This window comes from Vibrio sp. A1-b2, from assembly GCF_021726015.1.
Lineage (GTDB): Bacteria > Pseudomonadota > Gammaproteobacteria > Enterobacterales > Vibrionaceae > Vibrio > Vibrio diazotrophicus.
Genome location: NZ_JAKKCI010000001.1, coordinates 273963 through 300899 on the forward strand (window position 1 = coordinate 273963; position 26937 = coordinate 300899).

The 26937-nt window shown below is 45.8% G+C and carries 25 protein-coding genes; 7 read left to right on the forward strand and 18 right to left on the reverse strand.

What is annotated here, in order from left to right:
• The first annotated feature begins 13 nt into the window (after positions 1–13).
• The 3 genes from mnmA (at position 14) to purB (ending at position 3284) form a co-directional block, all read left to right on the forward strand.
• Positions 14–1135: a tRNA 2-thiouridine(34) synthase MnmA gene (gene mnmA / locus L3V23_RS01230; RefSeq protein ID WP_102963494.1), complete on the forward strand. Its 1122-nt coding sequence runs from the start codon at positions 14–16 to the stop codon at positions 1133–1135.
• Between the two features lie 11 nt (positions 1136–1146).
• Complete coding sequence (hflD, locus tag L3V23_RS01235; protein WP_102965997.1) at positions 1147–1764, forward strand: high frequency lysogenization protein HflD; 618 nt, start codon at positions 1147–1149, stop codon at positions 1762–1764.
• Positions 1765–1913: 149 nt separating this feature from the next.
• Complete coding sequence (gene purB / locus L3V23_RS01240; protein WP_237291816.1) at positions 1914–3284, forward strand: adenylosuccinate lyase; 1371 nt, start codon at positions 1914–1916, stop codon at positions 3282–3284.
• Between the two features lie 59 nt (positions 3285–3343).
• On the opposite strand, the gene L3V23_RS01245 is transcribed toward purB, so the two are convergent.
• From L3V23_RS01245 to htpX, 9 genes are all read right to left on the reverse strand, one after another.
• On the reverse strand, positions 3344–3874 hold the full coding sequence (locus L3V23_RS01245; RefSeq protein ID WP_237291950.1) for a DUF3833 domain-containing protein: 531 nt from the start codon (positions 3872–3874) through the stop codon (positions 3344–3346).
• On the reverse strand, positions 3874–4431 hold the full coding sequence (locus L3V23_RS01250; protein WP_237291817.1) for a chalcone isomerase family protein: 558 nt from the start codon (positions 4429–4431) through the stop codon (positions 3874–3876). The genes L3V23_RS01245 and L3V23_RS01250 overlap by 1 nt, the downstream gene beginning before the upstream one ends.
• Positions 4376–4906: a DUF2878 domain-containing protein gene (locus L3V23_RS01255; RefSeq protein WP_102952963.1), complete on the reverse strand. Its 531-nt coding sequence runs from the start codon at positions 4904–4906 to the stop codon at positions 4376–4378. Before L3V23_RS01255 ends, L3V23_RS01250 begins: the two co-directional genes overlap by 56 nt.
• 2 nt (positions 4907–4908) lie before the next feature.
• On the reverse strand, positions 4909–6150 hold the full coding sequence (locus tag L3V23_RS01260) for a cyclopropane-fatty-acyl-phospholipid synthase family protein (protein ID WP_102952962.1): 1242 nt from the start codon (positions 6148–6150) through the stop codon (positions 4909–4911).
• Positions 6147–6923 (reverse strand): DUF1365 family protein, encoded by a 777-nt coding sequence (locus tag L3V23_RS01265; RefSeq protein ID WP_237291818.1) that lies wholly within the window; start codon positions 6921–6923, stop codon positions 6147–6149. Before L3V23_RS01265 ends, L3V23_RS01260 begins: the two co-directional genes overlap by 4 nt.
• Entirely contained in the window at positions 6923–8200 is a 1278-nt protein-coding gene (locus tag L3V23_RS01270) for an NAD(P)/FAD-dependent oxidoreductase (protein ID WP_237291819.1), read from the reverse strand. Before L3V23_RS01270 ends, L3V23_RS01265 begins: the two co-directional genes overlap by 1 nt.
• Before the next feature lie 12 nt (positions 8201–8212).
• Positions 8213–8938 carry an SDR family NAD(P)-dependent oxidoreductase gene (locus L3V23_RS01275; protein WP_102966004.1) on the reverse strand — a complete coding sequence of 242 codons (726 nt, stop codon included), beginning with the start codon at positions 8936–8938 and terminating at the stop codon, positions 8213–8215.
• Positions 8935–9354 carry a nuclear transport factor 2 family protein gene (locus L3V23_RS01280; protein ID WP_102966005.1) on the reverse strand — a complete coding sequence of 140 codons (420 nt, stop codon included), beginning with the start codon at positions 9352–9354 and terminating at the stop codon, positions 8935–8937. Before L3V23_RS01280 ends, L3V23_RS01275 begins: the two co-directional genes overlap by 4 nt.
• Positions 9355–9540: 186 nt before the next feature.
• On the reverse strand, positions 9541–10407 hold the full coding sequence (gene htpX, locus L3V23_RS01285; RefSeq protein ID WP_042481914.1) for a protease HtpX: 867 nt from the start codon (positions 10405–10407) through the stop codon (positions 9541–9543).
• 266 nt (positions 10408–10673) lie between these two features.
• Here htpX and L3V23_RS01290 point away from each other — a divergent pair, with 266 nt between their 5' ends.
• Positions 10674–10847 (forward strand): hypothetical protein, encoded by a 174-nt coding sequence (locus L3V23_RS01290; RefSeq protein WP_167828591.1) that lies wholly within the window; start codon positions 10674–10676, stop codon positions 10845–10847.
• Between the two features lie 91 nt (positions 10848–10938).
• Here L3V23_RS01290 and bioD read toward each other — a convergent pair whose 3' ends face one another.
• The 4 genes from bioD to bioB are packed head-to-tail and all read right to left on the reverse strand — an operon-like array spanning position 10939 to position 14618.
• Entirely contained in the window at positions 10939–11631 is a 693-nt protein-coding gene (gene bioD / locus L3V23_RS01295) for a dethiobiotin synthase (RefSeq protein WP_042481913.1), read from the reverse strand.
• On the reverse strand, positions 11628–12431 hold the full coding sequence (gene bioC, locus L3V23_RS01300; protein ID WP_102966006.1) for a malonyl-ACP O-methyltransferase BioC: 804 nt from the start codon (positions 12429–12431) through the stop codon (positions 11628–11630). Before bioC ends, bioD begins: the two co-directional genes overlap by 4 nt.
• On the reverse strand, positions 12428–13582 hold the full coding sequence (gene bioF, locus L3V23_RS01305; protein WP_102952956.1) for an 8-amino-7-oxononanoate synthase: 1155 nt from the start codon (positions 13580–13582) through the stop codon (positions 12428–12430). Before bioF ends, bioC begins: the two co-directional genes overlap by 4 nt.
• The gene (gene bioB / locus L3V23_RS01310) at positions 13566–14618 is read right to left on the reverse strand and encodes a biotin synthase BioB (protein ID WP_102966007.1); all 1053 of its coding nucleotides are present in this window, start codon (positions 14616–14618) and stop codon (positions 13566–13568) included. The genes bioF and bioB overlap by 17 nt, the downstream gene beginning before the upstream one ends.
• A gap of 200 nt (positions 14619–14818) precedes the next feature.
• Here bioB and bioA point away from each other — a divergent pair, with 200 nt between their 5' ends.
• The 3 genes from bioA (at position 14819) to L3V23_RS01325 (ending at position 20689) form a co-directional block, all read left to right on the forward strand.
• Complete coding sequence (gene bioA / locus L3V23_RS01315; RefSeq protein WP_102966008.1) at positions 14819–16108, forward strand: adenosylmethionine--8-amino-7-oxononanoate transaminase; 1290 nt, start codon at positions 14819–14821, stop codon at positions 16106–16108.
• Between the two features lie 286 nt (positions 16109–16394).
• Positions 16395–17543, forward strand: a complete 1149-nt coding sequence (locus L3V23_RS01320; protein ID WP_102952953.1) for an efflux RND transporter periplasmic adaptor subunit — start codon at positions 16395–16397, stop codon at positions 17541–17543.
• Between the two features lie 8 nt (positions 17544–17551).
• Positions 17552–20689 (forward strand): multidrug efflux RND transporter permease subunit, encoded by a 3138-nt coding sequence (locus tag L3V23_RS01325; protein WP_237291820.1) that lies wholly within the window; start codon positions 17552–17554, stop codon positions 20687–20689.
• 114 nt (positions 20690–20803) lie between these two features.
• Here L3V23_RS01325 and nirD read toward each other — a convergent pair whose 3' ends face one another.
• From nirD to L3V23_RS01350, 5 genes are all read right to left on the reverse strand, one after another.
• Positions 20804–21145, reverse strand: a complete 342-nt coding sequence (gene nirD, locus L3V23_RS01330) for a nitrite reductase small subunit NirD (protein ID WP_237291821.1) — start codon at positions 21143–21145, stop codon at positions 20804–20806.
• Positions 21146–21147: 2 nt separating this feature from the next.
• Positions 21148–23628, reverse strand: coding sequence for a nitrite reductase large subunit NirB (nirB, locus tag L3V23_RS01335; protein WP_237291951.1), 2481 nt, complete (start codon positions 23626–23628; stop codon positions 21148–21150).
• Between the two features lie 14 nt (positions 23629–23642).
• On the reverse strand, positions 23643–24470 hold the full coding sequence (locus L3V23_RS01340) for an ABC transporter ATP-binding protein (RefSeq protein WP_237291822.1): 828 nt from the start codon (positions 24468–24470) through the stop codon (positions 23643–23645).
• 12 nt (positions 24471–24482) lie between these two features.
• Positions 24483–25451, reverse strand: coding sequence for an ABC transporter permease (locus L3V23_RS01345; RefSeq protein ID WP_102952948.1), 969 nt, complete (start codon positions 25449–25451; stop codon positions 24483–24485).
• A 99-nt stretch (positions 25452–25550) separates the two neighbouring features.
• Positions 25551–26933 carry a CmpA/NrtA family ABC transporter substrate-binding protein gene (locus tag L3V23_RS01350; RefSeq protein WP_237291823.1) on the reverse strand — a complete coding sequence of 461 codons (1383 nt, stop codon included), beginning with the start codon at positions 26931–26933 and terminating at the stop codon, positions 25551–25553.
• Positions 26934–26937: the final 4 nt, after the last annotated feature.

Consider the following 26937-nt stretch of genomic DNA (forward strand, 5'->3'; position numbering starts at 1 on the left):
GTGGTATTAAGTCATGTCAGATAACCGCAACGCAAACAGCCAAAAGAAAGTCATTGTAGGCATGTCAGGTGGCGTTGATTCTTCCGTTTCAGCATATCTTCTTCAACAACAAGGCTATCAAGTAGAAGGCTTGTTTATGAAGAACTGGGAAGAAGACGATAACGAAGAATATTGTACGGCAGCAGAAGATCTTGCCGATGCACAGGCTGTCTGCGACAAACTTGGTATCTATTTACACACGATTAATTTCGCAGCGGAATACTGGGACAATGTGTTCGAATATTTCTTAGCGGAATACAAAGCGGGTCGCACACCAAACCCAGACATTCTTTGTAACAAAGAAATCAAGTTCAAAGCATTTTTAGAGTTTGCAGATGAAGTGTTAGATGCAGACTATATAGCTATGGGTCACTATGTTCGTCGCACCTTCGTAGAAGAAGGTGAAAAGCCACAAATGCTACGTGGTAAAGACAACAATAAAGACCAAAGCTACTTCTTATATACACTGAGCCACGAACAGGTTGCACGCAGTTTGTTCCCGGTCGGTGAATTAGAAAAACCAGAGGTTCGCCGTATTGCTGAAGAGCAAGGTTTAATCACAGCGAAGAAAAAAGATTCAACTGGTATCTGTTTTATCGGTGAGCGCAAATTTACAGACTTCTTGTCTCGCTATTTGCCTGCTCAACCGGGTAAAATTGAGACTCCTGAAGGTAAAGTTATTGGCGAACATCAAGGCCTTATGTACCACACATTAGGGCAACGCAAAGGCTTGCACATTGGTGGTCAAAAAGGTGGCGGCGGTAACGAAGACCCATGGTACGTAGCAGAGAAAGATCTTAAACGTAACGTGCTTATCGCTGTACAAGGCGCAGACCATCCGTTATTGAAATCATACGGATTAATGGCTTCGCAGCTACATTGGGTTGATCGTACGCCAGTGAAGGAAGCGTTCCGTTGCTCAGTGAAGACACGTTACCGTCAAACTGACATTCCTTGTACCGTTATCCCTGTGGATGACAACAACATAAAGGTGATGTTTGATGACCCACAAGTCGCAGTTACCCCAGGACAGTCTGCTGTTTTCTACCAAGGCGATGTATGTCTAGGTGGCGGCATTATTGAACAACGTATTTAAGGAGTATTTACGTGGCTAACACAATTTATGACCGAACTATCGCATTTGCTGGAATTTGCCAAGCTGTCGCTTTAGTGCAAAAAGTAGCGAAAGACGGTTACTGTGATTCAGACGCGTTTGAAACTTCACTGCGTGCAATTTTAGCAACGAATCCAAGTAACACTATTGGTGTTTTCGGTAGCGAAGCTGATTTGAAGGTCGGTCTTGAGTGTCTAGTTAATGGCATAGACAGCACCCCTTCAGGCAGTGCTATCACTCGCTACATAATTAGCTTACTGGCTTTAGAACGTAAGTTATCCAGTCGTCGAGATGCGATGTCTCAACTGGGTGATCGCATTCAAATGATCGAACGCCAAGTAGAACATTTTGATTTACTTGATGAACAAATGATCAGCAACTTAGCGAGTGTTTATCTTGATGTAATCAGTCCTATCGGCCCTCGCATTCAAGTTGCAGGAACTCCAGCGGTATTGCAGCAAACTGCTAACCAACAAAAAGTACGTGCACTACTATTATCCGGTATTCGTTGTGCAGTACTTTGGCGTCAAGTCGGCGGCCGACGTCTTCATCTGGTCTTCGGACGCAAGAAGATGGTTGACCAAGCCAAGATATTACTGGCCAGAATGTAATCGTTAGCTCGCACAATGCGAGCTAATTTTTTTGCTCATCGTTTTGAGTAGTAGAAATCTCGCGCAATCGTTTGCGCAATATTCGTGACAATTGCCATTGATACTGGTATAAAGCACACGAAATTTAGAAACCAATTCAGGAGAAGATCATGGAACTGTCAGCATTGACTGCTGTTTCACCAGTAGACGGCCGTTACGGCAGTAAAACTATTGCACTACGCAGTATTTTTAGTGAATTTGGCTTACTTAAATACCGTACTATCGTTGAAATTCGCTGGTTACAGAAGCTTGCAGCAACAGCTGAGATTGCAGAAGTTCCTGCATTCAGTGAAGAAGCAAACAAATTCCTTGATAGCGTTGCAGCAAACTTCAGCGAAGCTGATGCACAACGTATCAAAGATATCGAACGCACAACTAACCACGACGTAAAAGCTGTGGAATATTTCTTAAAAGAAAAAGTTGCTGGCGTTCCTGAGCTTCACGCAGTTAATGAATTCATTCACTTTGCATGTACTTCTGAAGACATCAACAACACTTCTCACGCTCTGATGCTTAAAGAAGCTCGTGATACGGTTATTCTTCCTGAAATCCGTAACATTATTGATGCTATCCGTAGCCTAGCGGTTGAATATCGTGATATCCCACTTCTATCTCGTACTCACGGCCAGCCTGCTTCTCCATCGACTATGGGTAAAGAGATGGCGAACGTTGCGTACCGTATGGAACGTCAATACAAGCAAATCGCGAACGTTGAAATCCTAGCGAAAATCAACGGTGCTGTAGGTAACTACAACGCACACCTTTCTGCTTACCCAACGGTTGATTGGCACAAATTCAGCGAAGAGTTCGTTACAGAATCTCTTGGCGTAACTTGGAACCCGTACACAACTCAAATCGAACCTCACGATTACATCGCAGAGCTATTTGATGCAGTGGCACGTTTCAACACGATTCTTATCGATTTTGACCGTGACGTTTGGGGCTACATCGCTCTGGGTCACTTCAAACAAAGAACAATTGCTGGCGAAATAGGTTCTTCAACCATGCCGCACAAAGTTAACCCAATCGACTTCGAAAACTCTGAGGGCAACTTGGGTCTAGCTAACGCTGTATTTACTCACCTTGCACAAAAACTGCCTATCTCTCGCTGGCAACGTGACCTTACAGACTCAACGGTACTACGCAACCTAGGCGTGGGCGTGGGTTATGCAATCATTGCCTACACGTCGACTCTGAAAGGTATCAGCAAGCTAGAAGTGAACCGCGAAGCTCTACTGGCTGAATTGGATAAGAACTGGGAAGTTCTAGCAGAACCAGTACAAACAGTGATGCGTCGTTACGGCATTGAAAAGCCATACGAGAAGCTAAAAGAGCTTACTCGTGGTAAGCGTGTTGACGGTGAAGCAATGCGTAACTTCATTGATGGCCTAGAACTGCCAGAAGAAGAAAAAGCGCGTTTGAAAGAAATGACACCTGCAAGCTATATCGGTCAAGCGATTGAGCTAACTGACAAGCTATAAGCTGTAATTCGATTAAGAAAGGGAGGCACTGCCTCCCTTTTTATTTGCCATAAGTTTATTTATTGACTCTTTTCGAAGAACAGCGTTACCCGCCCCACTTCAATGCCAAATTTTTTAATCTTGGTGATGTTAAATACCCGAGTCTCATCTTGACGGTAAAGCCAATCATCAAAAGTCACCTCAATTTCACCATCGTCCATTTTTAACAAGAAATCATACTTCCATTGAAGTGCATTGCCGACTTCCTGCCCGATAGCGTCACCAATAACATCATCAGCTCGCCCAAGATAGAAACCATTCGACGAACGCTGAATAGCCCAAACCCGTTGACTCTTCTCGCCATCATCAAAAACAAAATCTTCGGTCAGTGTCAGAGTGTTGCCGATAATATGCCCTTCAATATCCACTTCAAAGCGTCGAGTCTGCTTGTCGGTATAATCTTGCACCATTCCCCAAGCTTTCGTCTTGCCCTCGAAATACCCGAACAGGTCGAATTTCGGTTCGCTTTGATGATAATCCGATAACTCGGCGCTGCATGCTGTCAATAACAGCAATACTGACGCCACAAAACTCTTTTTAACCCAACTCATCATCGATTCATCCCTAATAGTTGTTGGCGCAAGGTTTGATATTCCGTTTTAGGTGATAACCAAATGGCTAAAAACGCATCATTCAGTGACTCATCGTCTATCGTTCCCACCACTTTCTGTTCACCAGAGTCGGAGATATAGACAAACTCTCCCGAAGTGCCATCCGTAACATAAATCAGCTTTTCACCAGTTTTCACACTGGGGAAAATAGCGGTTAACGTTGGCATCCAAGAGGCGATCTTCTCATCGCTGAAACCTTGTTTTTGCCACTGCTCCTCTGTTGCTTCGAGCAACTGAGTGCTGCTGATATCCCTGAGATAGCGAATTTCCAACGCTACAGGATGCGGTGAAATATCACCCTCTAGTTTGTATTTGCCATCTGGCGAACGTAACTGGGAGGAGTAAATATCCAGCCACAGCCAAGAAAGGGTCGCCTGACCGACAATCGGCCACTGTTGCCATTGGCGAACAACATCATTTGCATTTCCCGTTGCACTGACGTTAGCGCTGACGAGAGCTAGCAGTGTCAGGATTCTTGTTCGAAACTGAGTAATCATTTACAAACACCCTCATGATTAACCACGCTACACCAGCCCATTGCACAGTTAACACAACCAGTGAACCTACAACGGGCAAAGAAAATTCAACCGCTGAGAACTTATATCCAGCCCAGTAACTCAAAGCACCACAGACGCCGACAAACAGCATTACCAAGCCTTTGGGATATTTACTTAAATGCGGTACCCATTGCCTTGCGTACCAGACAAATACCAGCCAGAGAGCGGCTAGCCACACAGGTACGTGAGCGCTTTTAAATACCAATAGGCCAAATGCGCTATTAAAGGAATCTAAAGCAATTCCTCCCACACCCAGCGCTAATATCCTGCCAATGTCATCACGGCTTGAATAGGCAGCGTAACCTAACGTCACTAGCCCCAAAGCCAAAGTCAGCCACTGACAGCGCTCCTGTCCCAGAACAGCGAGAAACCAGATTATCTGGAACCAGAGTGATACGACAAATAGGCGCCCCACAGTTAGCCTCGTTGCAGCGTCATATGTATGGTGCTTATGGTTCGCGCGTTAAAGCCACCTTCGCAATAGCAGAAGTAGTAACGCCACATACGAATAAAGCGTTCGTCATAGCCGAGCAGTGACACTTGCTCAAGTGACTGTTCAAAACGCAGCCTCCAGTCTTTCAGGGTTTGAGCATAATCGAGCCCTAAATCAAAAATATCTCTGGTAATCAAATCACTATGCTGAGTAGCCGTTTGAGTCAGCACCGTAACCGACGGTAAAAATCCGCCTGGGAAAATATATTTCTGAATAAAATCAACATTATTGCTGTAATAGTCGTAACGCTGATCGGCGATGGTAATCGCTTGTATTGCCATTAAACCTTTTGGTTTTAGTAACGACTGACACTTCTTGATGTAAGACTTAAGATACTGCTTACCCACTGCTTCAATCATTTCGATAGAAACCAGCTTATCGTACTGACCTTCCAACATTCGGTAGTCTTGCTTAAGTAAAGTGACGCGGTCACCTAAACCTGCGCGCTCAATTTGCTCTTTCGCATAACTGTATTGTTCTTCCGAGATGGTGGTGGTAGTGACATGGCATCCGTATGTTTGAGCCATGTAAATCGCCATAGCGCCCCAACCTGTACCGATTTCAATTACATGGTCACTCGGTTTCAGTTCTAACTGCTGGCAGAGGCGTTCCATCTTGTTAATCTGCGCTTGCTCTAATGTGTCATTTGGCGATGAGTACAACGCACTTGAGTAGAGCATTCGTTTGTCTAGGAAGGTCTTGTAAAGTTCATTTCCCAGATCATAATGCGCTTCGATGTTTTCTTTGGCCTGATCAACGGAATTTCGTTTGAACCAATGGCCAACCTTATACGCCCACTGCGTCAACCAACTGCTGCGTTGCTCGATTCTGTCTAACGCACTCATGTTTTTCGCCATAAGTTCCATTAGAGCCGTTAGATTTGGGCTATCCCACCAGTCATCCATATACGCTTCTGCGGCTGCAATGCTGCCACCTTTCAATAGTCGCGAATAAAAATCAGGATGTTTAACCCAGATCACTGCATGAGGTTCATCTTGATTTTTATGACCAAACTGCTGCTGATTAGACGCCTGATCAGAAAAAGACTCCACAATCGTTAAGCTGCCGACATCCAAGTACTGCAAACATTTAAATGCAACGTTGCGAGCGCTTTTCTGCCACGCAGATAAGCTGGTTGGCATATCCATAGAAGTCACATTTATCATTGCGTATTCTCCTTACTACGATTGTTTTCTTTTTTTTGTGTGTTCGGATGATCATGAATCGGCACACCTTTCATCCATAGTTTCAGCGCATGCCAGTAAATTCCTAATGTCACTTTTATCGCCATAACCGGCGTTTTTACTAACAAAGCAAGCAAACCTTTGGTGGTAAATTCTTGGCCTTTCATAGCCAGAGTTGCGTCGAATGCTTTACCTTCGCGATGACATTCCAAATGCACCATTAACGACTCAGTCAACGGCTTTAACTTCCACTGGTACTGCTGATCTATCGGATTAAACGGAGAAACATGAAACGCTTTGTCATGTTGCCAGTTCTCTCCGTCAGCGCCCATGTCAGCCGGTATTGCGTAGTAGTGGCGTTCATTCCAAGGAGTGTTGCTGACTTCTGCCAGCAAATAACGCCACTCACCATTTTCGTCATAGAGGTAATAAAAATTCACAGGGCTGAAATAGATACCTAAGTAGCGCAAGTGAATCACGGCAAGCACCTTGCCTTCTATTCGGTTGCCCGTGAGTTCAAACACTTTATCTTGTACCGCCTGTTTGAGTTCACCGTCTCCAAGGTAATCTTCACGGCGCAATCTTGCCCAGTGCCACCATTTCTCGCCTAGTCCCCATACTTTTTGCGATAACGAAGTCCATTCATCCAAGTCAATGCAGGGCATAAACAAGGAATAGGTCAACGCATGGTTCTTAGGAGTGAAGCGTCTGTGCCTCACACTGCCAACGAGCAGTTGGCTGTTGAGGGCTGACATTACGCAGCCCCTTTCATCTTGGCTTCATTAACGCGCGCAATATTGGTCACCACATCTAACGCACTTCGCACGCCATCTTCATGGAAACCGTTGTGCCAGTATGCTCCACAGAACCAAGTATGATTTTCTCCGCTGATTTCTGCTTTACGTTGCTGCGCTTTAATCGACTGTTCGGTAAATACTGGATGGTGATAAACAAAGCTGCGAAGAATCTTGCTCGGATCGATATGCTCACTGCTATTTAGCGACACACAGAAAGTCTCTGGTGCATCAATATGCTGCAAAATATTCATGTTATAGGTGAGTGAAGGTAAGCGAGAATCCTGCCCTTCATCCCCTCTCAACCAATAGTTCCATGACGCCCAAGCCGCTTTACGCTTAGGCAGTAAACTGGTGTCGGTATGCAGAATCACTTCGTTTGCCTGATAACCGAGCTGAGACAGGATTTGCTGCTCGCTTTCTGTCGCATCTTCCAGCATCGAAAGCGCCTGATCGCTGTGACAAGCAAATATCACTTCATCGAACCACTCGGTTTTGCCAAGACTTGTTACTTCAACACCACCAGCAACACGTTTTACTTTGTCGACAGGTGAGCTGGTTCGAATGTTGTGCATAAACCCTTGAGTAAGTGGTTCAATATAGGAGCGAGAGCCGCCATGAATAACGTTCCATTTAGGACGATTGCTGATATCAAGCAGCCCGTGATTTAAGAAAAAGCGCAGGAAAAACGTTAATGGAAACGCACGCATATCAGCCAGAGACGATGACCAAATAGCAGCGCCCATTGGAAGAATGTAGTTTTCACAGAAATAATGCGAAAAGCCATGATGGTTGAGAAACTGCCCAAGAGTTTGCAGATTGACTTCAGACTCCTTGGCTTCTTGTTTGGCTAACTTATTAAAACGCAGAATTTCGGAAATAAACTGATAGAAACGAGGGTTCAGCCAATTACGTTTCTGAGCAAACAGAGTCATGATCGTATGCCCATTGTATTCAAGACCATTCGCATCATTACGAACACTGAAACTCATTTCGGTCGGCGTCGTTGTCACACCTAACTCGGCCATTAAACTAATAAAGTTAGGATATGTACGATCGTTGTAAACAATAAAACCGGTATCTACCGCGTAAGTTTTTCCGCCGAGTTCAACGTCAACCGTCGCTGTATGCCCACCAATATAATCATTGGCTTCAAATACCGTAATGTCATGCTGTTCATGCAGATAGTAACCGCAAGACAAACCAGAAATACCTGTACCAATAATTGCAATCTTCATCTTGTTTTCCTTTTAAGACCGAAACAGCAGACCAGTCACTGCGTGCTGCCATGAGTAAGGTAATGACCCCAGTATTCTTAAAATCCAGGTAAATCGTTTGGGGAAATAAATGTTGGATAATCCCTTATCTAAACCTTTCTGAATCGCTTCTGATGCTTGTTCAACGCTGATGAGCATGGGCATCGAAAAGGTATTTTTCGCGGTTAGCGGCGTATCAACGAAACCAGGGAAAATTGTAGATACTTCGACGCCTCGGTCGCGCCAATCCAAGCGTAATGAGCGAGTTATGTATCCGACTGCAGCTTTGGATGCACCATAGGCTTCCGCTCGCGGTAGCGCCAGCTCACTGGCGATTGAACTCACCACCGCCACTCTGTGCCCTGAAACTAAATGAGGCTCTATCGCTTCAATAATATTAGTCAAACCGAACACATTGGTTTGAAACACTCGCTCAACCAGTTTCGAATCCATTTCTCCATTATCGATATACTCACAATTGCCGGCATTAAGAAGCCAAAGGTCTGGAGTCAACGATAAACTGCGCAGCGCATTGAAGGTCTGCACTCGATCCGTAATATCAAACTCGCAAGTCTCAATATTTGAATACGCTTCATCTAGCTTAGCCAAAGATTCTTTATTTCTCCCACAAGCGATAACTTGCCAGCCTCGTTTGGCATAATCCAAGGCCAATTGCTGCCCAATGCCAGATGTTGCTCCGGTAATCAGTACTGCACTCATTGGCCCAGCCTCCGCTTAATACTTCTAATAATTCCACCAAGTAAAGGGATGTGCTCGTAAAGCATTTCGCCCAGATCAAAGTAATCTCGGTGGGATATAACCTTGCCGTCGGCAAACTTAAGGTGGCTCATACCATTAACATCAATTGGATTGCCACCGGATAACTTGGGGTGCTGTAAATGCATGGTCCAAGTAATAAATCCGTCATCATTGGACTGATGTTGTTCCGCAATTGAAAACTCACATCGCTCTACATTCTCATAAAGGTTAGCAAAGTAGCTTTGCAATGCTTCCAACCCTTCTATCCGATGCGCCGCGTCTTCAAATACCACGTGTTTGTGATACACCTCTGGCAGCAGATGCAAATTGTCTTTGTTGAGCTGCTGATAAAACTGGGCGATAACTTGGATATCCATATTTGCTAAACCTGTACAAATTTATTTTCCGTATAAGTTAAGTGTTAGGATAGCGCACAAAGAAAAGTTGTACAAAAAAATATTTGTACAACTTTTTGTAAGAATTCTTTAGCAAGGATTTTGGTGAAGAGTAGAGTGCCAAATTGAAGGCACAAAAAAGCCAGCTCGGAAGCTGGCTTTTAAAGTTTAAGAGTTGCGTAATGCAGCAATACGTTTATCAAGCGGTGGATGGCTCATCAATAGCTCAGTCATCGTACGCTTGCCGTTGATACCGAATGCCATCATAGAACCTTCCAATTGAGGTTCGTAGCTCATCTTCAAGCGCTCTAGTGCCGCAATCATCTTGTGCTTACCCACTAATTGAGCAGCGCCCGCATCAGCATGGAACTCACGATGGCGGCTATACCACATGGTAATGAAGCTTGCTAGGAAGCCTAACACCAATTCAAGCACCATAGAGACACCGAAGTACACCATCATGTTGCTGCCCTGACCTTCTTCATCACTGTTACGAGAAGCAACAATGTTAGCAATGAAGCGCGACAAGAAGATCACGAATGTGTTCACAACACCTTGCATCAAGGTCATGGTAACCATATCGCCGTTTGCAATGTGGCTAACTTCATGAGCAAGCACAGCTTCAGCTTCATCACGCGTCATGTTATGTAGTAGACCTGTAGAAACCGCTACTAATGAATCATCACGTTTTGCACCAGTTGCGAATGCATTCATGTCTGGAGAATCGTAAATAGCAACAGTAGGCATACCAATACCTGCTTGCTGCGACTGACGCTTCACAGTTTCCAGCAGCCAGTGCTCCATTTCGTTACGTGGGTTTTCAATTACAACACCACCCACTGAACTCAGAGCCATCCTCTTTGACATTAAGAGTGAAATAAATGAACCGCCGAAACCAAACACGGCTGCCATTACGAGCAATCCAGATAAACTACCCGGTTGCATCCCTGTAGTGGCATAAACAATATTCAAAACAACACTTAGCACCATTACGACGGCTAGGTTGGTTGCCAAGAATAACAATACTCGCTTCATTAATTATCTCCGTTGAGGAAAGCTGACTATTAACCCAAAGCCGGTGAAGTATTCCACACAAAGGCTTCAGGACTTTTCTAATACATAGTGTCTGCGATTTAAAAAACAAGGTTAAGTGTTAAATTGAAACATTTAATGTCAATTATGTGGCTATAATGTAAACAGATCCGATCTCTGTAGAGTTAGACTTTTGTCGTATTGAGGCACAGGTCGAAAGAGATTAAATTCCGAGCAGTGAGAGAGACATCATAACGAAGGATATCATCATGGCTGAAGCTCAAAGTTACAAAATGGCAATCGACCTACTCCGCTGCCATTTAGGCTTAACTGAAGAAGAAGCGAAGTTGCAACTGGGTATTGGTCAAGAACAATCTGTGCAACAACATATCGCTGAAACTCAACAAGCATTCGCTATGCTTGGTTTGAACAAAGAAGTGTAATCAAACAGATTTTAAAAAGGGCTGCATAATCTGCAGCCCTTTTGTTTTGTCTGTCCCCAAGCTATCTCAGGATACTTGGTTTAGAACCCGACTACGCGAGCTCCTTTTCCATCAAAGGTTCAAGATTGATGTACTTTCCAAGTTCAGTGCGTTTAGCGCTTGGAATATATGGGATTTCGCCAAGTTTCGGCGCACGGATACGAGATTCCAACACCTCAATAATTTCAGCGTAGTGCTCGGTGCCCGGGTTAATACGGTTTGCTACCCACCCAACAATCGTCAAACCATCTGCTTCAATACTTTCCGCTGTAAGCAGAGCGTGACTTAAACAGCCAAGTTTCACACCCACCACTAATACAACGGGTAGTTTCTCTTGTTTGACCCAAGACGATAAACAATCTGTGTCAGAGACTGGCACTCGCCAGCCACCTGCACCTTCAATCAATACGGTATCCGCTTTTGTTTTCAGGTAAGCCAGTTTGTCACTCAATACCTTGTAATCAATTGTTAGATTCTCGTGTTTAGCTGCAATGTGTGGCGATGCAGGCAATTCTAGCGCATATGGATTGACGTCGTCATACGGCATTTCTTGTGTCGCTACTTTCATGAGATGAAGAGCGTCAGAGTTTCGTAAACCTTGCTCCGTTCTCTCACAACCCGCCGCTACTGGTTTATAGCCAATTGTTGTAAATCCCTTATTGGCAATCGCTTGCAGTATCGCTTTTGAAGCCACTGTTTTACCAACATCGGTGTCCGTACCCGCAATAAATAATGCATTTATCATCGATAAATTACCCCTAAACAAACCTGATATGTTGCAGGTAAAGAACCTTGCTGACTTCGAAATCGTTCATAGGCCCGCTCTACTTGAATCAGTGCCCGTCTTCCCGTCAACCCCTGAGATCTTGAATGGATATGGTTCGCCCCGATGCCCTTTAGATCGCGCATAAGCTCGAAAGCGGTGTCATACCAAACAATCATCTCGGCCAAGTTTAAGTGATGCTTAGGAATCTCGGCTTGCGCTAACGCAACTTTTACCTGATTGAAAGTGATGAACTCATTAACATGTTGATGAGAATCAATTTTCCGCCATGACTGCTTAAGCTCAGCCAAAGAGCCATCAAGCAACGTAGAAAAGTAACCTCGACCTAATGGTTTGAGTACACGTCGTATTTCCGCCAGAGGCGTAGATAAATCGTCACACCACTGAAGAGCCAGACTTGAAAAAACAATATCAAACTCGCCAGAAGAAAAAGGCAACTCTTCCGCATCGGCATGAACATACGTGACCGAATTCTCACCACAACGCTCTCTCGCCTGCTCAAGCATAGCCGGAGAGAGATCGGCGCACACCACATTCGCCCCTAGCTGCTTAAGTTGTTGTGAAAAGTAGCCCGTCCCACAGCCCAAATCGAGAACACGGAGCCCAGATAAATCTGCGGGTAGCTGATTCAATAGACGATGACCAACATCGCGCTGAAATGCCGCGTGTTTATCATAGGTCGAGGCGGCTTTACTAAAGGCGCTTGAAATAGCAGATTTATCTTTGCTTTCAATCTCTGAGTGTAAGGCAAGTTCACTCATTTGTTTGACTCCATACACTGAGATAAAGCGTTGGCTAACGCCGTGATATCTTCGATACTGTGATTGGCCGTCAGCGTGATACGTAATCGAGCTGAGCCTTCAGGAACCGTTGGCGGGCGAATAGCTGTCATCCAAAAGCCCTTATCTTTAAGTTGTCGCGCAACGTTAAGTGCCTGTTGAGATTTACCCAAAATAAAAGGTTTGATCGGTGTAGATGTCGCGACATAGCCGTCAGCTGACTGCAATAGTTCATCATAAACCTGAGACAGCTCATGAAGCTTTTCGCGTCGCCAATGCTGAGTCTGAATCATGCCAACGGCGTGAGTAATGGCATAAGCCTGCGCTGGAGGGATAGCTGTCGAATAAACATGATGTCGTGCGAACTGAGTCAGATAGTTCCCCATTTCTTCACTGCACAGAATAGCCGCGCCCGAGAGTCCAAATGCTTTGCCGAACGTCACTACCAGTATCTCGGGATGAATACCCGCTGCATTGCAACTGCCGGCTCCATCTTCGCCTAAAACGCCCACACCATGAGCATCATCGACCATCAACCAAGCATTGTTTCGTGTTAGCTGATGAATTTCTTTCAATGGAGAGCTGTCGCCATCCATACTAAAGACGCCTTCCGTCACCACCAACGCATTTTGGTCACCAGAGAGCAGTTGAGATAGGTGTTGGAGATCGTTGTGCTTAAAGCGCTTCATTGCTGCTTGGCAAAGCATCCCAGCTTCCATTAATGAAGCATGATTTAGCTTATCTTGTAGTAGCAGATCTTCTTTGTGCATCAGAGTAAAAAGCAACGCCTGATTAGCACTGAAGCCAGAACCAAACAATACTGCCCTTTCGTAGCCCAGCCACTCACATAGCGAGCTCTCCAAACTGGCATGCGCCGCTGAGAAACCTGTCACCAAAGGAGAAGCACCACTTCCTGCGCCATAAATATCCAGTCCGGCTTGCCACGCACGCGTCAGCGCTTTATCACTGGCAAGCCCCAGATAGTCATTGCTGGAGAAGTTGATAAACTCAGTGTCACCACACTGAGTTGAGACCTGATTTCCACCTTTTAGCACCTGAAGCGAGCGAGTTAAACCGAGAGTTTCCCGTTCGAGTAATGCCCCCTGAACGCGAGCTCTAAACTGTTGCGTCATAGAATAAATCGTCGGCAGTTGGACGAGAGGCAACGCGTTCTACTACGCGACCAAGAAGCTCATTCTCAGCGATTTCATCCGGTTTCTGCGCTACTTGCTGGCTGTTAATTCCAAGCTTTTTAAACAACAACATATCGCTGTCTTCTGCTGGGTTTGGTGTGGTTAATAACTTGCAACCGTAGAAGATTGAGTTTGCGCCCGCCATAAAACACAGCGCCTGCATCTGCTCGTTCATTTTTTCGCGCCCTGCCGATAAACGCACCGCCGACTTAGGCATCATGATGCGAGCGACCGCGATCAAACGAATAAAGTCAAACGGTTCAACATCTTCAACCTCTTCCAGCGGCGTACCTTTTACTTTCACCAGCATGTTAATTGGCACACTTTCAGGGTGAACCGATAAGTTAGCCAGTTCAACAAGCAAACCCGCGCGGTCGTTTGTGCTTTCGCCCATACCAATAATGCCACCGGAGCAGATTTTCATCCCTGCTTCGCGCACGTGAGAGAGCGTATCTAATCGATCCTGATAAGTACGGGTTGTGATGATGTTTCCGTAATACTCAGGAGAGGTATCAAGGTTGTGGTTGTAATAATCCAAGCCAGCTTCAGCCAGTTCACTCGCTTGTTCTGCATTCAACATTCCCAGCGTCATACAGGTCTCCAGACCCATATTTTTCACACCTGAAATCATCTCTTTAAGGTATGGCATATCTCTACTTTTCGGGTTTTTCCACGCGGCACCCATACAGAAACGTGTTGAACCTGAATTTTTCGCTTTCTGCGCGGCATCAAGTACTCGCTCAACTTCCATTAAGCGTTCTTTCTCCACATCGGTACGATAATGCGCGCTTTGAGGACAATATTTGCAGTCTTCAGGGCAAGCGCCGGTTTTAATCGACAACAAGGTACTCACTTGAACATGGTTGTGAGGCTGGTACTGACGATGAACCAACTGAGCTTCGAAAAGCAGATCCATAAAAGGTTTTTCAAGCAGTGTTTTTACTTCAGACACTGACCAGTTGTGACGAATTTCCACGTGTAATCCTTATTGATAATTATTGTTCTGTGCCTTTCTCACTGAGGGCTCTTATCTCGCTTAACTCGCCGATCAAAAACCGAACGCTTCTAGGCATTTATGCTTGGTTAGTCTAACGACACGCGATAAACTGTCAACACAATAGATCTAACAAAGTTTACGTTAGGTTATTTTTTAATCATTTTAATTGTGAGTTTAGAATGGACTTAACCTTTGATCGTCAGCATATATGGCATCCTTACACTTCAACCCTGGCACCTCTGACCTGCTACCCCGTGACACATGCAGAAGGTGTTCATCTCTATTTAGAGCAAGGAGATCAGCTGGTTGATGGCATGTCTTCTTGGTGGTCCGCGATACACGGTTACAACCACCCTTTGCTTAATCAGGCGGCGCATCAGCAGATTGATAAGATGTCTCATGTGATGTTTGGCGGGATAACCCACCAGCCAGCAATTGATGTGTGCAAAAAACTCCTTTCACTTGCTCCAAGTAATATGCAGCAAGTATTTCTGGCAGATTCAGGATCTGTTGCTGTGGAAGTCAGCCTGAAAATGGCGTTGCAGTATTGGCACGCCAAAGGGGAAAGCCGCTCAAAATTCCTGACACTACGCCACGGATATCATGGTGATACCTTCGCTGCGATGTCGGTGACTGACCCTGACAACTCTATGCACAGCCTTTATAAAGGCTTTCTTCCTGAGCACATCTTCGCAAATTCACCACAAGGTAACTTTTGGCAAGAATGGAATGAGTCCGATATCGAAGATTTTCGTCATAAGCTGACCCAACATCACCAGCAGATAGCCGCTGTGATATTGGAGCCGATAGTGCAAGGCGCAGGCGGGATGCGTATCTATCACCCTGAATTTTTACGCCAAGTTCGACTGCTCTGTGATGAATTCAACCTGCTGTTGATATTGGATGAAATCGCGACCGGATTTGGCAGAACGGGCAAATTGTTTGCGTGTGAACACGCCGATGTACAGCCAGACATTCTCTGTGTAGGCAAAGCATTGACTGGTGGCTATATGACTCTTTCTGCCACTCTGACCACGCAAAAAGTTGCCGATACGGTTTGTGGCGGTGAAGCAGGTTGCTTTATGCATGGCCCAACGTTTATGGGTAACCCGCTCGCTTGCGCTGTAGCTTCAGCCAGCTTAGACATCATTGCCACGGAACAATGGCAAAAGCAGGTTAAACAGATTGAGGCTTTCTTTGCCGAGGAACTGGTGCAGTTTGAGTCGTACTCTGAAGTGAAACAGGTTCGTTATTTAGGCGCTATAGGAGTTATTGAAACCCATCATCCTGTCCACATGGAGAATATTCAGGCTCTGTTTGTTGAGATGGGTGTATGGATTCGTCCATTTGGCCGATTGATTTACATTATGCCACCATACATAAGCCAGCCTGAACACCTGCACAAACTGCTTAATGCCATTAGAGCAGCATTGCTGGACCCAGCCTGTTTTACCCGAAATGAGAGTTAAACTTTCCAAATTGGCAAGTACGGTTTTCCTGACGAAATTGCAAAACTGAACATTATCGGACATTTCTAACCCCTCCTTTTCTTTAATATTGCCCCCAAAGCGAATTGTAACTTTCTATTACAAACTCGATTCGCGAAAACAATAAAAAGCAAAAGCTTCTGACTTAGCGTTGAACGACTCATCGCTAAGACGGAAGTTAACCCCGTTGTCTATTCAAAACAGGCTCATCCAATGACAGCAAAAAGCTGCGTTAAGAGAATAACCATCAAACCTACAGGTCCTAATAATGAGATTCGACAACAAGTATGTCCTAACTTCTACAGCTATTGTTTCCCTACTTCTATTGGGCTGTAAGGACGTCACACAAAAACAGCAAGTTGCCGCGCCTATCGTCGAAACGGTGACAATGCAGGCTTCGGAAATTACGCCTTACCATTCTTTTATTGGCAGAACGGTCGCAGAAAATGACATCGATATTATGCCAAGAGTGAATGGTGAGCTGACTGAAGTTCACTTTAAGGATGGCGATATGGTGGAGAAAGATCAGGTATTGTTCCAAATCGATCCTCGTCCATATAAAGCTGCACTCGCATACGCGAAAGCTTCATTACAAAAAGCGCAGGCAGAACTCTCTCTTGCTAACCGCGAAGCAGACAGAGCGAAGAAGCTGATTAAAGACAAGAGCATCAGTGAACAACAGTACGATGATGCCATCGCTAAACTGGCGACAGCAACAGCCTCTGTGAAAGGTGCGGAAGCCTCGTTACTTTCATCGCAGCTAGACCTTGAATTTTCAACCATCCGCGCTCCTTTTTCAGGTCGTGTCGGATTTAGCAACTATCGTGTGGGTGACCGCATCACAACATTGCAGTTAAAACCTTTAGTCTCCCTAACACAAATCGATCCCATCCACTTTCGATTCAATATTGATGAAAAACTTTATCGACGCATACGCAATGTTGTCGATGCAGTAAGAGCTGAAGACGGCAAACTCGATGTGGACTTAGACCTAAATTTATCTGACGGCAGTGAATACCCCGCAGACGGTAAAATTTACGCAGTAGGCAACAAAATCGACCTTGATACAGGTTCAATTCAAGCCGAAGCTACCTTTGCCAATACCAAATACTCACTGATGCCGGGTGAGTACGGCAACTTAACCATTAGCCTGAAAGGCAAAACCATCGAAGGGTTACTCGTCCCTGCAGCATCAGTGCAGCAAGACCAATCTGGTGACTACGTCATGGTGGTAAACAGCGACAATGTCGTGGCGCGTCGTGAAATCGACTTAGGGCAAACATACGGAACCAATAAAGCGGTAACCGCCGGACTAGCTGAAAACGAAAAAGTGATTGTGAAAGGATTACAGAAAGTTCGTGTCGGTATGAAAGTACAAGCCAACGATGTCACCGTTCCAGCGAATAAAGCGAGTTAGGCATAATTATGTTAAGTAAATTTTTTATCTATCGACCTAAGTTTGCACTGGTTATTTCGCTGGCGATGACACTAATGGGGCTTATTGCTCTGAAAGTATTGCCAGTTTCTGAATATCCACAAATTTCGCCTACCGTGATTACCGTCAGTACTATGTATCCCGGTGCAAGTGCTGATGTGGTGAAAAAAACCGTTGCTCAGCCAGTTGAGGCGAAGGTGAACGGGGTTGAAGACATGATCTACATGTCTTCCGTTATCGGTAATGACGGTTCATATACCTTGCGCGTCTACTTTCGAGTTGGCGCAGATGGCGATATGGCGCAAGTTCGAGTCAACAACCTTGTCTCTCAAGCGTCTTCCTCTCTGCCGCAAGAAGTTAACCAAATCGGTGTTACTGTTCGTAAGAAATCTTCCGATATGCTTGGCGTTATCACTTTGCGTTCACCGAAGCAGACACACGACAGTATCTACCTTTCCAACTACGCTGACCTGAATATCGTTGAACGCTTAAAACGTATTGAAGGGATGAGTGATATTACCCTGTTGGGTAAAAAAGACTACTCGATGCGTGTTTGGCTACAACCCAACAAACTGGCGTCGCTAAAGCTGTCGGCATCGGATGTGATTGGAGCAATCAAAACGCAAAACGTACAGGTCGCAGCCGGTAAAATTGGTGGTATGCCTGCTCCAGACGAACAACAACATCAGTATGTTTTACAGGTGAAAGGGCGATTACAAACCGCAGAAGAATTTGAAAACATCGTCGTTAAAGCCAATGCGAATGGTTCATTAATCCGTCTAAAAGACGTGGCGCGCATTGAAGTCGGCGCTCAGGGTTATGAGGCCGATGGTCGAATGAATAACGAGCCAGCTGCTGTTCTTGCACTCTATCAGTTACCGACTGCCAATGCGTTGGAGGTAATGGAACGCATTAAAGAAGCGATGAAACAGTACGAACGTTCATTCCCTGATGACCTCGTGTATGACATTGCCTATGACTCAACCGAGTACGTAGAAACATCGATCGATGAAGTATATGAGACGCTGATTATTGCGGTGTTGCTGGTGACATTGGTGGTCTACGTATTCCTGCAAAACTGGCGTGCAACCATTATCCCAACGCTGGCGATTCCGGTCTCAATCATTGCGACCTTTGCCGTAATGGGCGTTATGGGTATGACCATCAATACCATTTCGTTATTTGGTCTAATTCTCGCCATCGGTATCGTGGTGGATGACGCCATCATCGTGGTCGAAAACGTGGAAAGGGTCATACATGAAGAACACCTAGACCCTATTCCCGCCACTATTCAAGCGATGAAAGAAGTTACGGGGCCTGTACTGGCGACGACTCTGATCCTTCTTGCTGTATTTGTTCCGGTTGCCTTGCTACCGGGGATTTCGGGAAAAATGTTTAACCAGTTCGCCGTAACCATTTGTGTGTCGGTACTGATTTCGGCCGTGAACGCGCTAACTCTGACACCAGCCCTATGTGCTTTGATGCTGAAGTCAGAACATTCTACACCTATCGCTCCGCTGCGTGCATTTAACCGTGGATTTGAAGCGATTACGTCGAAGTACCGAGGACTTGTGGGCTTTCTTGGTCAACGTATGTTGCTGAGCATAGCAATTTACGGCGCTTTAATTGCCACGCTGGCCTTTAGCTTTATGCAGATCCCTTCTGCTTTCGTTCCTAACGAAGACAAAGGCGTATTTATGGTGGAAATGCGCTTGCCTGATGCAGCCGCTTTGCAACGTACAGCGCCATTGATGGAGAAATACGTGAATGAGCTGCGCCAGCTCGACGGCGTAGAAAACGTGGTTTCTGTGGCGGGCTTCTCGGTAATTAACATGGCTGCGATTCCCAACTCAGGTATGTTAATCATCAAGCTGGATAACTGGAGCAAACGTAAAGATCCGGCTTTACATCAACGTGTTCTGATGCAAAAAGTGGGACAGATGCTCAATGCTAACCCAGACGCAGCGTCATTTGTGTTTGCGACTCCTGCGATTAAAGGCATGGGCGCGGTGGATGGCTTCAACTTGATATTGCAGGACAATTTAGGTCGTTCTCCTCAAGAACTGGCAAGCACTACCGCGGATTTCGTAGCAAAAATAAACCAACTGCCAGAAGTGGCAAAAGCATTCTCAATATTCCGCGCCAATATTCCGCAGCGTTTTATTGATGTCGACCGTGATAAAGCCATCTCATTGGGCGTGCCATTGAACGAAATATTCTCCACCTTACAGTCACAACTGGGTGGTGCCTATATTTCTGATTTCAATAAATTTGGTCGTTCATATCAGGTAAAAGTTCAAGCAGAACAACAATATCGCGACAATATTGATGATATCGGTCGTCTCTATGTTCGCAGTGCGACCGGAAATATGGTGCCATTAGGTACGCTGATCAAAATCAAACCGATTTTTGGCCCGGATACGCTTTCAAACTACAACATGTTCAGCGCAGCGACTGTCAATGGTGCACCTGCCGCAGGCTTTAGCTCCGGCGATGTGGTGAAAGCGATTGAAAAGTTGGCTACTGAAGAACTGCCAAGCGGCTATTCGTACGAATGGTCAGGTATGACCTATCAAGAACTGAAAGCAGGCAACATGGCACCGATTGCGTTTGCGCTCTCTTTGATCTTCACCTACCTATTCTTGGTTGCTCAGTATGAGAGTTGGACCATTCCAGCAGCGGTAATGATGGCGGTACCGATTGCGGTATTGGGCGCGGTTGCGGCATTGATCATGGCAGGCCAAGCGTTCGACCTTTATGTACAGATAGGTGTGGTGATACTGATAGGTATGTCCGCCAAGGTAGCGATTTTGATTGTTGAGTTCGCTAAAGTTCTACGCGAAAACAGAGGGCTATCAATCCTTGAGGCGGCGATGGAAGCGGCTCGAATCCGTTTCCGAGCGGTGCAGATGACCGCGTTTGCATTCATTTGGGGGGTATTCCCACTGGTAATCGCTTCCGGTGCTGGTGCGGCATCACGTCACTCACTCGGCTTCGCTGTGTTTGGTGGTATGATCTTATCCACCTTTGTTGGCACGCTACTCACCCCTGTGTTCTTCGTGATGATGCAGACGCTGCGTGAGAAGTTTAAGAAAAAACCTGCCGTTATTGTTGACGACAAACATTAAATAATAAGGGCGTCTTACCTAAGTAAGACGCCCTTATCTTTGCTATATGCCACCTAAATTCGCGATTAAACGCTCTTAATTCAAGACTTTTAACCGTTCGCTAGTCACTGGTATTTAGGCCGCAGCAACGTTCGAATTTGCTAGATACACTTCCCCATCCTCTATGTAAACAGACCATGTTTTTAGCTGGAATTCTGGCTTCTCAACACATTCGCCCGTTTCGAGTTTAAAGTGTTGTTTATACAGCGGTGAGGCAACACAAATCTCTCCTTTCACATCACCGACGATACCGCGACTGATCACATTCGCCTGACCAATCGGATCCCAGTTTTGAACTGCAAACACTTTCTGTTCGGCATGAGGAATCAAGAACAAAGCGACTTGCTCACTCCCAATTAACGCTCCGCAACCTTGCAAAGGCATCAGTTCATCCAGTCTACAAATACGTTCCATCATAATTAAAGCTCCTGAACTACTGGGATACGCTGTTCGCGTATACGTTGATAAGGCAGCGCCATGCTTCCCTCTTGATGGTTAATAAACGGGCGGAATTTACGCAGTTTCTCTTCCGATTCAACCGTACTCTTCCATTCACACTGATAGGAATTAATGACATGTAACATTTGCTGCTCTAACTGTTCACACAACTCTAGGGAGTCTTCAATCACGACTTGTTTCAGATAGTCTAATCCACCTTCTAAACTCTCCAGCCATACTGACGTACGTTGCAGTTTATCTGCGGTGCGCACATAGAACATGAGTACACGATCAATCAGTGCAATCAGCTGCTCTTTTGAAAGGTCAGAAGCCAGTAAATCGGCGTGACGAGGGCGCATACCACCATTACCACAAACGTAAAGGTTCCAGCCGTTTTCAGTGGCAATCACACCAATGTCTTTGCTCTGTGCTTCAGCACATTCACGAGTACAACCCGATACGGCAAATTTGAGTTTGTGTGGAGAACGCAAGCCTTTGTAGCGATTTTCCAGCTCAATCGCCAAGCCCACGGAGTCATCCACACCATAGCGACACCAAGTAGAACCGACGCAAGATTTCACCGTACGCAGAGACTTACCATAAGCATGCCCTGTTTCAAAACCAGCGTTGATCAGTTCACGCCAGATTTCAGGTAACTGCTCCATTTGCGCTCCAAACAGATCAACCCGTTGACCACCAGTTATCTTGGTATAAAGGTCGTATTTCTTAGCGACTTCACCCAGTACAATCAGTTTATCCGGTGTAATTTCTCCGCCCGGAACACGCGGCACAATGGAGTAAGAACCGTCTTTCTGCATGTTTGCCATGAAAGCGTCATTGGTATCCTGCAAACGACTGAGTTGCGGCTCCATAATATGTTCGTTCCACAGGGAAGCGAAAATTGACGCCGCAGTTGGCTTACATAAATCACAACCTAAACCGTGCCCGTGTTTTTCCAGTAGGGTATCGAAATCTTTAATCTCTTCAACCTGACAGATATGGAACAGCTCTTGGCGCGAATATTCAAAGTGTTCACAAACGTGGTTGTTCACTTCCATACCCATCGCCACCAGCTCTGCATCGAGAACCGATTTCACCATGCTTGAACAACCACCACAGCCAGTACCCGCTTTGGTTGCTGCTTTGAGATCATTCAACTCTACCGCACCTGCATGAATGGCTTTAACCAGCGCACCTTTCGTCACGTTATGGCAAGAACAGATCATGGTGTCATCAGAGACTTCACCACTGAGCGAAGAGGTATCAAACAGCAGATAAGCAGGATGTTCCGGCAATACCGTTTTGTTTAAATAAGCTTGCAGCAACGCATCGTAGTCAGAGTTATCACCAACAAGAATGGCACCTAAAAGCTGAGTACCACTTTGATCAACCACCAGCTTTTTATAACTGCCAGTGCAGGTGTCTTGCAAAACAAGCTCTTGAGCGCCTTCCGTTTGCATTTGCGCGTCACCGATAGATGCCACATCCACGCCTAACAGCTTCAACTTGGTACTCATATCTGCGCCGGTGAAATCGCCGCCCTGCCCCATAATTTGACCAGCAACCGCACGAGCCATTGCATACCCCGGAGCAACCAAGCCAAAGATGCGTTGTTGCCATAATGCACACTCACCGATGGCGTAGATGTTTGCATCGCTGGTTTGGCAACTATCATTAATCACAATACCGCCACGTTCACCGATTTCTAATCCACATTGGCGAGCCAGTGCATCTTGCGGGCGAATACCTGCCGAAAAGACAATCACGTCCACTTCCAAAGGTTCTGCATCTTTAAACACCATACGGTGTTTTGCTGTTTCACCATCAATAATTTTTTCTGTCGCAGTGGATGTATGAACGGTTAAGCCGAGCTTTTCGATTTTCTCTTTAAGAATCGTACCCGCACCATCATCCAACTGCACTGGCATTAAGCGAGGCGCGAATTCGATGACATGCGTTTCCACACCCAAAAGACGCAACGCGTTTGCGGCTTCTAAACCCAGCAAACCACCGCCAATCACCGCGCCCGTTTTTGCTTTATCACAAGCGTTGCGAATCGAAGACAGATCATCCAAAGTTCGATAGACAAAAATACCGTCACGCTCATGGCCCGGCACTGGCGGAACAAACGGGTACGAACCTGTTGCTAGCACAAGCGAGTCGTAACCCAGAACATCATCACCATCTAAAATAATGCTCTTTTGAACGCGGTTAATCGCCGTCACTTCACTGCCTAAAATCAGATTGATGCCGTGTTTTTGATACCACTCTTCACTGCTTAGCATTAAGTCTTCATGGGACTTACCTGAAAACAGAGAAGAGAGTTGTACACGGTCATAGGCGATAAACCGCTCTTCACCAATCACTGTAATACGTTTTTCTAAATGAGCTTGCTGCTCAACCAATTTCGCAACAAGGTGATGCCCAACCATTCCGTTGCCGACAATAACGATATGTTCCATCATGAGACTCTTCCTTAAGCCGTTTTTGCCATAGGAGCAGCGACTTTTTGAGCTGCTTCTGTTTTGGTTTGCTTTTCATACAAAAAGCGCAATACCGATTGACGATATTTTTGATACGTCGGGTTGTCTGCCAACGCGACTCGGTCACGTGGTCTTGGTAGATCAATCTCAAGAACTTCGCCCACCGTGGCCGCGGGGCCATTGGTCATCATGACGATTTTGTCTGACAGCAATACGGCTTCATCCACATCGTGAGTAATCATGATGACGGTGTTATTCAGCTCTGCCTGAATCTTCATTGTTGCGTCTTGTAAACGTGCACGAGTCAATGCATCCAGTGCACCAAACGGCTCATCCATCAACAACACTTTCGGTTGCAACGCCAGTGCACGAGCAATACCAACGCGCTGCTTCATACCACCTGAAATTTCATCCGGCTTTTTATCTGCCGCATGATCCATTTGAATCAAATTCAGGTAGTGTTCCACCTGCTCTTTAATCCAACTTTTCGATTTACCTTTGGCGATTTGTTTCACCGCTAGCTCAACGTTTTGATACACGGTCAACCAAGGCAATAAAGAATGGTTCTGGAATACAACGGCACGCTCAGGTCCCGGCCCATCAACCTCACGACCGTCCAGAATTACACCTCCATCGGTTGGGTTATGCAGCCCAGCGACAAGGTTTAACACGGTTGACTTACCACAGCCTGAGTGACCGATAAGTGAAATAAACTCGCCTTTTTGGATTTGCAGATTGACGTTTTTCAGTGCCACAAATTCACCTTGTGGCGTCGGGAAACGCATGCCGAGTTGTGTTAGATCTAAAAATGCTTTTGACATGAAATTTCTCCTTTAGCGAAGTTCTTGTTGTTTGTTCCAAGACAGGCGTTTTTGCAGTTTGAGCATGCCTCGATCCAATAACAGACCGATAAAGCCGATAACAAACACCGCGACCATAATTCTGCCCAGTGATGCTGAGCTACCGTTTTGGAATTCGTCCCAAACGAATTTCCCTAAGCCTGGGTTTTGCGCCAGCATTTCAGCCGCAATCAGAACCATCCACGCAATACCCAGTGATAAACGTAATCCGGTAAAAATCATTGGAATCGCAGAAGGCAAAACAATGGTTCGAATGTGTGCCCACCAAGAGAGGCGCAATACTTTGCTCACGTTGAGCAGGTCTTTGTCCACACTGGTCACACCCACCGCAGTATTGATAAGCGTTGGCCACAAGCTACAAAGTGCAACGGTAAAGAGTGAGTTGACGAACGATTTAGCAAACATTGGGTCATCACTGACATAAGTCGCACTCACCACCATGGTGACAATAGGTAACCATGCAAGCGGTGATACGGGTTTGAGCAACTGAATAATCGGGTTAAACGCCTGATACATGCCTTGATTTAGCCCCAACACAATGCCAAGCGGAATGGCGATAACAGAAGCCAGCAAAAAGCCTGCGGAAACCGTGACTAAACTGGTACCAATTTGGTCAAAAAAGGTCGGTTTGCCTGTGTATGGACGAATCTTCACTTCTGCGTCTGGATTCTTAGCCAGTTTGGTTTGATTGCGTTTTTCTTGCCTCTCAATAAATGCCACTTCTTTCTCTCGTTCCTTAAAGTGCTCATCAACCAAATTGCTGAACTGTGTAAAGGTTTGAACTGGGCCCGGCAAGGTGCCTAATGAGGTCTCTACCTGTTTGGCAGCCAAATGCCAGAACATAAGAAAAAAGCAGATTCCGAGCATTGGCCACAAGATCATCTTGCTTTGGCTCACGACTTGAGTGCGACTTGGAATCAGTGAAATAACATTGCTCGACATAGCAAACTCCTTGGCTATCTGTCTTTTAGGGTCTGTAGCCCTAGAACTTCCGTGTACATCTGTTTGCTTGGAGACTCTCAGAGCCTCCAAGCGTTAGGCTTAAACTTTGTCTTTGCCTTTTAAACCAATAGAGAACTTCTCCAGATAAGCATTCGGCTGACGGCCGTCATATACGATGTCGTCAATGAAGTGTTTCTGCGGAGCGCGGAATCCATCCATCTGTTTGAAATCTGGGAAATCCTTCGCGGATAACGTGCCATCTTCAATCAAAGACTGCGCCGCTTGTTGATAGATGTCTGGGCGATACACTTCTTTGGCGATGCTCATGTACCAATCATCAGACTGCTGCTCTGGAATTTGCCCCCAGCGGCGCATCTGAGTGAGATACCAAATCGCATCGCTGTAGTACGGATAAGTGGCGTTATGACGGAAGAAAACGTTGAAATCAGGTACATCGCGCTTGTCTCCTTTTTCGTACTCAAATGTACCTGTCATAGAGTTGGCAATGACTTCTGCATCAGCACCCACGTACTGACTTTTCGCCAAAAGTTTTACCGCTTCTTGTCGGTTAGCATTGTTGCCTTCATCTAACCAATACGCTGCACGAATCAAAGCTCGCACCACTCGCAGATGGGTGTTTGGGTATTTATCTGCCCATGCTTTAGACACACCGAAAACTTTCTCTGGGTTGTTTTTCCAAATCTCGTAGTCCGTCACCACAGGAACGCCGATACCTTTGAACACCGCCTGCTGGTTCCATGGTTCGCCAACGCAATAGCCCTGAATTGTGCCCGCTTCCATAGTGGATGGCATTTGTGGAGGAGGAGTGACACTTAACAGCACATCGGCTTTTAGCTGACCGCTGTTATCACCTGTCGTTGGAGCGTAATAACCCGGATTGATACCACCCGCAGCTAACCAATAACGCAGTTCGTAGTTATGAGTGGAGACAGGAAATACCATCCCCATGTTGAACGACTTACCTTCGTCACGATACTTAGAGATAACAGGCTTCAAAGCGTCTGCTTTAATCGGGTGAGCAATTTTCCCGTCACTTTCTTTGGCAAGGAATGGCTTCATTTGCTCCCAAGTGTTATTGGAGACAGTAATCGCATTACCGTTCAAATCCATGCTAAATGCCGTCACCACTTCTGCTTTGGTGCCAATGCCAATGGTTGCGCCGAGAGGCTGGCCAGCCAGCATATGTGCACCATCCAGTTCACCGTCTATCACGCGGTCTAACAGAACTTTCCAGTTCGCTTGCGCTTCTAACGTGACGTATAAACCTTCGTCTTCAAAATAACCTTGCTCGTAGGCAACCGCGAGGGGTGCCATATCAGTCAGCTTAATAAACCCAAATTTAAGATCTTCAATTTCCGGCTCACCAATCTCTGCAGAAGCAGTGGCACTGAGCAGTGAAGCTGAAGTTGCAAGTGAAGCGCCGAGCACTAAAGTGCGCATCCATGGCTTGATATATTGCATCGCA

Excerpts from the sequence above, each read along its gene's own strand:
- L3V23_RS01320 (WP_102952953.1), top strand. The coding sequence starts at position 16,395 with ATGAGATTCGACAACAAGTATGTCCTAACTTCTACAGCTATTGTTTCC.
- L3V23_RS01350 (WP_237291823.1), bottom strand. The coding sequence starts at position 26,933 with ATGCAATATATCAAGCCATGGATGCGCACTTTAGTGCTCGGCGCTTCA.
- L3V23_RS01245 (WP_237291950.1), bottom strand. The coding sequence starts at position 3,874 with ATGAGTTGGGTTAAAAAGAGTTTTGTGGCGTCAGTATTGCTGTTATTG.
- bioF (WP_102952956.1), bottom strand. The coding sequence starts at position 13,582 with ATGACGCAACAGTTTAGAGCTCGCGTTCAGGGGGCATTACTCGAACGG.
- L3V23_RS01340 (WP_237291822.1), bottom strand. The coding sequence starts at position 24,470 with ATGTCAAAAGCATTTTTAGATCTAACACAACTCGGCATGCGTTTCCCG.
- bioA (WP_102966008.1), top strand. The coding sequence starts at position 14,819 with ATGGACTTAACCTTTGATCGTCAGCATATATGGCATCCTTACACTTCA.
- htpX (WP_042481914.1), bottom strand. The coding sequence starts at position 10,407 with ATGAAGCGAGTATTGTTATTCTTGGCAACCAACCTAGCCGTCGTAATG.
- purB (WP_237291816.1), top strand. The coding sequence starts at position 1,914 with ATGGAACTGTCAGCATTGACTGCTGTTTCACCAGTAGACGGCCGTTAC.
- L3V23_RS01280 (WP_102966005.1), bottom strand. The coding sequence starts at position 9,354 with ATGGATATCCAAGTTATCGCCCAGTTTTATCAGCAGCTCAACAAAGAC.
- L3V23_RS01325 (WP_237291820.1), top strand. The coding sequence starts at position 17,552 with ATGTTAAGTAAATTTTTTATCTATCGACCTAAGTTTGCACTGGTTATT.
- L3V23_RS01290 (WP_167828591.1), top strand. The coding sequence starts at position 10,674 with ATGGCTGAAGCTCAAAGTTACAAAATGGCAATCGACCTACTCCGCTGC.
- nirD (WP_237291821.1), bottom strand. The coding sequence starts at position 21,145 with ATGATGGAACGTATTTGTAGACTGGATGAACTGATGCCTTTGCAAGGT.
- bioD (WP_042481913.1), bottom strand. The coding sequence starts at position 11,631 with ATGATAAATGCATTATTTATTGCGGGTACGGACACCGATGTTGGTAAA.
- nirB (WP_237291951.1), bottom strand. The coding sequence starts at position 23,628 with ATGGAACATATCGTTATTGTCGGCAACGGAATGGTTGGGCATCACCTT.
- L3V23_RS01270 (WP_237291819.1), bottom strand. The coding sequence starts at position 8,200 with ATGAAGATTGCAATTATTGGTACAGGTATTTCTGGTTTGTCTTGCGGT.
- L3V23_RS01250 (WP_237291817.1), bottom strand. The coding sequence starts at position 4,431 with ATGATTACTCAGTTTCGAACAAGAATCCTGACACTGCTAGCTCTCGTC.
- mnmA (WP_102963494.1), top strand. The coding sequence starts at position 14 with ATGTCAGATAACCGCAACGCAAACAGCCAAAAGAAAGTCATTGTAGGC.
- L3V23_RS01345 (WP_102952948.1), bottom strand. The coding sequence starts at position 25,451 with ATGTCGAGCAATGTTATTTCACTGATTCCAAGTCGCACTCAAGTCGTG.
- bioC (WP_102966006.1), bottom strand. The coding sequence starts at position 12,431 with ATGAGTGAACTTGCCTTACACTCAGAGATTGAAAGCAAAGATAAATCT.
- L3V23_RS01275 (WP_102966004.1), bottom strand. The coding sequence starts at position 8,938 with ATGAGTGCAGTACTGATTACCGGAGCAACATCTGGCATTGGGCAGCAA.
- L3V23_RS01260 (WP_102952962.1), bottom strand. The coding sequence starts at position 6,150 with ATGATAAATGTGACTTCTATGGATATGCCAACCAGCTTATCTGCGTGG.
- L3V23_RS01265 (WP_237291818.1), bottom strand. The coding sequence starts at position 6,923 with ATGTCAGCCCTCAACAGCCAACTGCTCGTTGGCAGTGTGAGGCACAGA.